The sequence below is a fragment of the Acidovorax soli genome, assembly GCF_900107605.1.
Lineage (GTDB): Bacteria > Pseudomonadota > Gammaproteobacteria > Burkholderiales > Burkholderiaceae_C > Acidovorax > Acidovorax soli.
The window spans coordinates 1-3637 of the sequence record NZ_FNQJ01000070.1 but is presented as its reverse complement, the minus strand read 5'-3'; the positions used below and the strand labels follow the sequence as shown (position 1 = coordinate 3637).

4 protein-coding genes are annotated in these 3637 nt (G+C 63.2%); all 4 read right to left on the bottom strand.

Going from position 1 to position 3637, the window contains the following annotated elements:
- Positions 1-104: 104 nt before the first annotated feature.
- The 4 genes from clsB to BLW02_RS19265 are packed head-to-tail and all read right to left on the bottom strand — an operon-like array spanning position 105 to position 3509.
- Positions 105-1322, bottom strand: a complete 1218-nt coding sequence (gene clsB / locus BLW02_RS19280) for a cardiolipin synthase ClsB (protein WP_092701718.1) — start codon at positions 1320-1322, stop codon at positions 105-107.
- A gap of 7 nt (positions 1323-1329) precedes the next feature.
- The gene (locus tag BLW02_RS19275; RefSeq protein ID WP_092701715.1) at positions 1330-2079 is read right to left on the bottom strand and encodes an endonuclease/exonuclease/phosphatase family protein; all 750 of its coding nucleotides are present in this window, start codon (positions 2077-2079) and stop codon (positions 1330-1332) included.
- Positions 2076-2573 carry a dihydroneopterin triphosphate diphosphatase gene (gene nudB, locus BLW02_RS19270; protein WP_092701711.1) on the bottom strand — a complete coding sequence of 166 codons (498 nt, stop codon included), beginning with the start codon at positions 2571-2573 and terminating at the stop codon, positions 2076-2078. Before nudB ends, BLW02_RS19275 begins: the two co-directional genes overlap by 4 nt.
- Positions 2574-2576: 3 nt before the next feature.
- Positions 2577-3509, bottom strand: coding sequence for a restriction endonuclease (locus BLW02_RS19265; protein ID WP_092701721.1), 933 nt, complete (start codon positions 3507-3509; stop codon positions 2577-2579).
- Positions 3510-3637: the final 128 nt, after the last annotated feature.

Here is a 3637-nt window from a genome sequence, read left to right as displayed (position 1 = left end):
TGCAGCAGGCTCATCTAAACAGCGCTTGGCAGATTACTCAAGCGCTGCAGTGTCGTTGGATTTGACTCTATTTTTTAGATGCGATTGCCCTGATACGTATGCGCTCAGTACCGGTTCCCCGTGATCCACAGGGCCAGGCGCATCAGGCCAAAGGCCACGCGGTCGAGCACACGCTGGCGCAGGGGGCGGCCGGCATAGCGGGCCGGGTCCATGCGCCGCCCGGCATGCTGCATGGCATGCACCAGGCGCTGGCGCAGGTCAACGGCAAAGGCGGCATCTTCGACCACCACATTGGCCTCGCGCGCCAGCAGCAGGCTCAAAGGATCGAGGTTGGACGAGCCCACCGTGGCCCAGGGTTTGTCGCCGTGGGCGTCGATCACCGCCACCTTGGCGTGCAGGAAGCTGGGCTCGTATTCGTGGATCTCCACCCCGGCCGCCAGCAGCGCGCCATACACCGGCCGCGCCGCGTGGTACTGCATGAAATATTCGTAGCGTCCCTGCAGCAGCAGCTGCACGCGCACACCCCGACGGGCCGCCAGGACCAGGGCGCGGCGCAGTTTGCCGCCGGGCACGAAATAGGCGTTGGCGATGATGATCTCGTGGCGCGCGGCGCCAATGGCGCGCCGGTAGGCCTTCTCGATGCGGCTGCGGTTGCGCACGTTGTCGCGCAGCACCAGCGCCGCCCGCATGCCGGGTGCGTCCGGGTCGTGCTGCGCGGCGTGCCGGGTGGCACTGGCGGCCCGCAGGTCGCGCACGGCCTGCGGCAAACGGTGCAGGCGCACGTCGCGCACCGCCTGCAGGCGCCACCACAGGCGCTCCATGGTCTGGCTGGCCTGCCCCGCCAGGGAACCGGTGGCCTGCACGGCAAAATCAAACCGCGGCGCATCCAGCTCGCCATGGTTGGGGTCGTACAGGTCGTCCAGCACATTGATGCCGCCGCAAAACACCAGCAGGCCATCGACCACGCACAGCTTGCGGTGCAGGCGGCGCCAGCGGTTGGGCAGCAGCAGCCCCAGCGGCCCCAGCGGCGAATACACCCGCACCTGCACACCCGCCGCCCGCAGGCGCTGCTGCCAGGCCTTGGGCAGTGGCCCGGTGCCCACGCCATCCACCACCAGGTGGGTGCGCACGCCGCGCTGCCCGGCGCGGATCAGCGCCTCGGCCACCTGCGCGCCCGCGCCGGTGCAATCAAAGATGTAGGTCTCGAACTGGATATCGGAAAACGCCGCATCCATAGCCTCGATCAGGGCCGGAAACAGTTCCTGCGCTCCCTGCAGCAGGCGCACCCGGTGGTCTTTGGCGAAATCGGCCACCCGCTTCATCGGCCGCTCAAAGTCTGAACTCGGCAATCAGCGGCAGATGGTCGGACATGCGCCACCAGATGCGCCCACGCGGCACATGCAGCCCGATGGGCGACAGCCCGCGCACATAGACATGGTCCAGCTGCACCAGCGGCAGCCGGGCGGGGTAGGTAAAGGCGCGCGGCGCATCAAACTCATACAGGCCAAAGCCCGCCAGCATGCGCTTGATCTGCAGCCCCCAGTCGTTGAAGTCTCCCGCCACCACCACGGGCGAGCCCGGTGGCACCTCGCGCTCGACGAACTGCTGCAGGCGCTCGACCTGGCGCACGCGGCTGCCGGGAATCAGCCCCAGGTGCACCACGATCACATGCACGCGGCGGCCATGCGCGTCCACTTCCACATGCAGAAGGCCGCGCTGCTCGAAGCGGTGGTCGGAGATATCTTCATGCTGGTGCCCGATCACCGGCCAGCGCGACAGCAGCGCGTTGCCGTGCTCGCCATGTTTGGTGAAGGCGTTGGTGCGGTAGATTGCCTCGTAGCCCTCGGGCGCCAGGTATTCGGCCTGCGGCACATCGGGCCAGCGTTGGAAATACGCGGCTTCGCGGCGGTGCAACTTGCGCACCTCCTGCAGGCAGACGATGTCGGCATCGAGCTGCTCCACCGCCAGGCCCAGGTTGTGGATCTCCAGGCGGCGCGCCGGGCCTATGCCCTGCACACCCTTGTGGATGTTGTAGGTGGCGACACGCAGAATGTCGGAAACGTGGGGCGATGGGTTCATGGCAGGGCAAATTGTGGCAGCAACAGGATGGCCTCGGCATTGGACGGCGAGTAGCAGCGATCGGCTGCCTCGCGCCAGGGCCACCAGGCCCAGTCCTGGTGCTCGCGCGGGCTCAGCACCACCGGCAGGGCGGCAGGCACCTGCAGACCCCACAGATGCTCGGTGTTGCGCCCCACCCCCGGCGCGTAGCGGTGCAGCCATTGCGGATAGATGTCGTACACATTTTCCAGGCCCCAGTCGCGCAGCGTACACCCGGGGGCATCCGCGCGGATACCGGTTTCTTCCCACACCTCGCGCACAGCGGTTTCGTGCCAGCTCTCTTGCAGGCTGTCCTTGCTGCCGGTGACCGATTGCCAGAATGCCTGGCCATCGGGCGCATCGACCGCGCGGCGGATCAGCAGCACTTCGAGCGCCGGCGTGTGGATCACCACCAGCACCGACTGGGGGATCTTGAACGGACGGTGGGCCGGCGCCCCACACTGCTCAAGCGCCATAGATCACTCTTCGCTGAAAAAATCGGAGTCAATGCGTTTGAGGTCGTAGGACTTCCAGGTCGAAACTCCTACGCCGTGTTCGATCATGAGCTGCGCCAACAACTCACCATCAATCAAGATCACCCGGACGTGCAAAGGCTTTACGTAGTCGCGCGCATCCGCACTGAATCTTGATGTCGTGATAAATACACCTCGATTTGCCTGCCGTCCGGCTAACGCCCCCACAAATTGCTGAATCTCCGGGCGACCCACCGTCTGGTCAGCCCAGCGCTTGGCTTGGACATACACGATGTCCAGGCCCAACTTGTCCTGATTGATAAACCCATCGACACCGCCATCGCCTCCGCGCTGCAGCGCAAGTCCCATGCCACCGGTTCCCCCGTAACCCATTGCGAGCAGCAATTGAACGACCAGTCGTTCAAAAAACTGCCAGGAATTGTTTTTGACAACTTCCAGAATTTCGGCTGCCAGGACAGAGTTGACCTCCTTGCGCAAGCGTTCGAACTGATCTTCGGGAGGCTCCTGCGTGACGGAAACCTCATCTGCATCGTTGCCCTGCGGTGCTGCGGAACCCGAAGAATTCAATTGCTGTCGCTTCCAGACACGGTAACCCTCACGGGCGGCAAAAAAATAGCCCAGCTCACCAAGTGAGAGAGCTTCTACGCCTGAAGAAGTAATCTGCCAAATACCTTTCGTCTTGACGAGGTAGCCGGCCTTTACCGCATCCACCGAGAAAAAAAGTGCATAGGTTCGCCAACGGGCCAAGCCATTGCTCTCGATGACCTCCAGAGCCCAGTCGTCCAACATCAATTTCTGCGGAATGGCATCGAAAATGTCAGCTGCTTTCATCTGACCTCCACCATCTCGCAGGATGGTCAGTGCAGCGAAAATTACCTTGCTCGCCAGCACGTTGGACTTCGACAGTGGCTTGTTCACAAACGTATCTCCCATGAAAAAAGCCGACCCTCGGGCCAATGCCAGTCAGTTAAGCTTGGCTTGATCTGATTGGCAGTAAAAAGGGAACGTGTTTCACGTTCCCTTTTTATTTTGTCGATCCTGCTGCA

Bases quoted from the DNA above. Each gene is read 5' to 3' on its own strand.
- nudB (WP_092701711.1), bottom strand. From the start codon at position 2,573: ATGGCGCTTGAGCAGTGTGGGGCGCCGGCCCACCGTCCGTTCAAGATC.
- BLW02_RS19275 (WP_092701715.1), bottom strand. From the start codon at position 2,079: ATGAACCCATCGCCCCACGTTTCCGACATTCTGCGTGTCGCCACCTAC.
- clsB (WP_092701718.1), bottom strand. From the start codon at position 1,322: ATGAAGCGGGTGGCCGATTTCGCCAAAGACCACCGGGTGCGCCTGCTG.